Source organism: uncultured Novosphingobium sp. (assembly GCF_964277725.1).
Taxonomy (GTDB): domain Bacteria; phylum Pseudomonadota; class Alphaproteobacteria; order Sphingomonadales; family Sphingomonadaceae; genus Novosphingobium; species Novosphingobium fluoreni.
In genome coordinates, this window is sequence record NZ_CAXYKL010000002.1 from 1 (window position 1) to 2,780 (window position 2,780).

The following is a 2,780-nucleotide window of genomic DNA, read 5'->3' on the forward strand; positions in this document are numbered from 1 at the left end:
TCGCGCTGGACTGGTACGACATCCGCATCAAGGACGCGATCAACACCGCCAACGCCTCCACGGTCGCCGCGTTGTGCGTGGATCAGCCAACCACCGATAACCCTTTCTGCGATGCGATCAGCCGGCAAGCGGGCAGCGGCTATATCGACAGTTACATCGTCCAGCCCGAGAACGTCGCCGCATTCCGAACCGCCGGCCTGGAATTGAACGCTGCATACCAGGTTGACACGGCCAATCTCGGCACCTTCGATATGCGGCTCGTCGGCGGCTATTTGCACCGGCTGGAGCAGATCCCGACCATCGGCGCCGATGTCCAGGATAATCGCGATCAGCCGTTCCGTCCCAAGTACAACCTTACCTTTTCTCCAAGCTGGTCGTTGGGCGCGCTGACCGTGAATTACAACTTGCGCTGGCAGAATGGCGTGCGCCGGTTCGAGCGGGTCGCCACCGACGGCAACCCGAGCTATGTCGATCCGCAGTACTTCCGTTTCAAGGAATTGTGGCAGCACGACATTCGAGCACAATACGAGGTCGGGGATGCCTTCGCTTTCTACGCAGGCGTGAACAACTTCACCAATCAGAAGCCGGACATCGGTTTTGAAACGAACGTGCCGATTTCACCCGTAGGCCGCTACTTTTATGCCGGAGCCAAGATGACGCTGGGCAGCCGTCGGTAAGGGTTGCGGGCCGGAGCTCACTATGCTTCCGCGATATATGAAAAATTCGGTCAAACGAATTCCGGAACGAGATCACCGGTCGCTGTAAACATCCACCGCAGATTTCGTGCGTGGCTTCAAGGGGGCCAAGCCAACTTCCACAACGAAATCAGTTTAGAACGCCACCTCGCAGATAGGAAGACTTCGAAGCACTGCCACTCAGCAGCCTTGGCTGAGTGGCAGATCGTTGCGGGTTGTTGATCCAATCAGTGATCGGCCATGCGCGCCGCGATTTGGCGTTGGCGTTCGGTGATCTGTGAATGGCGCTGCGCCGGCGTAACCCAGACAGTCTCCTTCGGTAGTACGGTTTTAAGTTCATTCACTTTGACGACGCGAACCTTGATCGACGGTTCGCGTGCCGGATTCTTTGATAGGCCTTGCGTGCGAATGACAAGCGGCACGGTGTGCAGGCCGCCGGTATCAATCCAATTGTGCGCACCCGGGTCGCGCGGGGCGATCACGAATGTACTGGTGCCGTCCGCATTCTTCGTTATTTGGCTGTTGTTTAGGCTGGAAGTGTGGTTGGCATAGTCGATGGTGATCCACCAGTTGTTGTGCGCTACGACGCTGTAATAAGCAGCATCCGAAGGGTCCATGGTGATGAGCATAGCCTCATCGTCAGCCAATACGGCGAGCCCACTACCGGCGCGCTGCGTCAGCAGCCCTCCGACCGAACCAGATTTTGCCAGCTGAGTAATGTTGTTGGGATGGCCGTGGGCAAGTTTGTAGAACCAGTAGACATGGGGGAGTGCCTCAAGCGCAATGTCGGCGGTCTTCGCGGCGATCTGGTCATCGGTCATAGGAGGAGCGGACGGCGGATCGAGGCGTTGAATCGCCAGAGCGTTGGCGCGTTGATTCCAGTCGCCAAGCGAATCACGGATGAACAATGCCTTCGCGCCCGGGAAGGTTTGGATGTGATTGGCCCTGCCATTTGCAGGCTTGGGATCGAGCGTGATCGAGAAGCTGCCATCCGAGTTAACCTTGAGGTCGGATTGCTCGACCATGTTGAGCGTTTTGGATGTGTTCCAGTCCCCCACCAACACATAAGACACATCCGACGGCGGATTGGCACTGACCTTCCCATTCAGCCGGAAGTGGCCGGTGCTGTCGATCGGTATCCAACGGTAGATGTTGTCCGGATTATCTCCGCCCCAGCGTGAGCCGGGCACAGCCATGCCTTGCCAGCTATGCGGCGGAGTATAAATGTGGACGACTTTCGGATAGTTCGCATCGCTGGCCGCTGCCTTGATTGCGAAATTAAACATGAAATCATCCATCATGCTGTCGAAACTGGGCCAAGCCTCGGCCGGAGGCTCGTCTCGTAGCACGGCCTTCCAGCGAAAGGCGGCAAGATCGCGTCCTTTCCTGACCTGTTCGGTCTGGATCGCAGCTAGCGCCTTGCGGGTGATTTCGTTCTGATCAGCTGTGGCAAGCGGGTTTGCCTCGGTCGTGCTGCTGGCCGCGGTCTTGGGCTTTGCGGCGACGCCGCCTACCGTGCTGATCGCCATCGTGACTGCTGCGGTTGCTAGCAGCATACGCCTTGCTCCGATCATGGCCATCTCCTGTCTTAACGGACGGCAGCAGGCCGGTCCTTGCCCTTGTTATCTTTGATTATCGCCGAACCGCCAGCCAACATCCAGTCCGAACCTGAGCGGCGCGCCAATAACGGCATAATAAACTTTCTGCGCCCGGATTGTATAGGTGTCACGACTGTTCGAGACCATTGGCGACGCCGACGAGCAATCAAAAAGGCCGAGTACAGGCGGCATCAGTACCAAGAGATTTTTGAAGACGGCTCAAAAGCCAACGGGCTATCAAGTGATGAGAGTTGGGCTCGGTTCCATTTTGCCCGCAAGGGTCAGGCCTGAACCAAGAGGGGGCATCCGCGTTCAATAGCACGTTGTCGAGGTGTGCAGGCTTCGCCGTGTCATCAACTAGAGAGGCTGACGTGTGATCAGAACGAAGCTGTACAGGTCAGCTCACGCGTGAGCGGTGTTTTGGCCACACTTCAGTCGCTAGTGCGTTCGTCATCACGAGCCTCGTGGCGACGCGATGGCTATCTCG

2 protein-coding genes are annotated in these 2,780 nt (G+C 57.4%); one reads left to right on the top strand and one right to left on the bottom strand.

Annotated elements, in window-relative coordinates:
- On the top strand, nt 1–677 hold a 677-nt coding region (locus ACHWRX_RS00120; RefSeq protein ID WP_394657622.1), incomplete at its 5' end, for a TonB-dependent receptor.
- Between the two features lie 245 nt (nt 678–922).
- Here the strand turns inward: ACHWRX_RS00120 and ACHWRX_RS00125 are convergent.
- Nucleotides 923–2,275: a DUF1214 domain-containing protein gene (locus tag ACHWRX_RS00125; RefSeq protein WP_394657623.1), complete on the bottom strand. Its 1,353-nt coding sequence runs from the start codon at nt 2,273–2,275 to the stop codon at nt 923–925.
- Between the last annotated feature and the right edge of the window lie 505 nt (nt 2,276–2,780).

Bases quoted from the DNA above. Each gene is read 5' to 3' on its own strand.
- ACHWRX_RS00125 (WP_394657623.1), bottom strand. From the start codon at position 2,275: ATGGCCATGATCGGAGCAAGGCGTATGCTGCTAGCAACCGCAGCAGTC.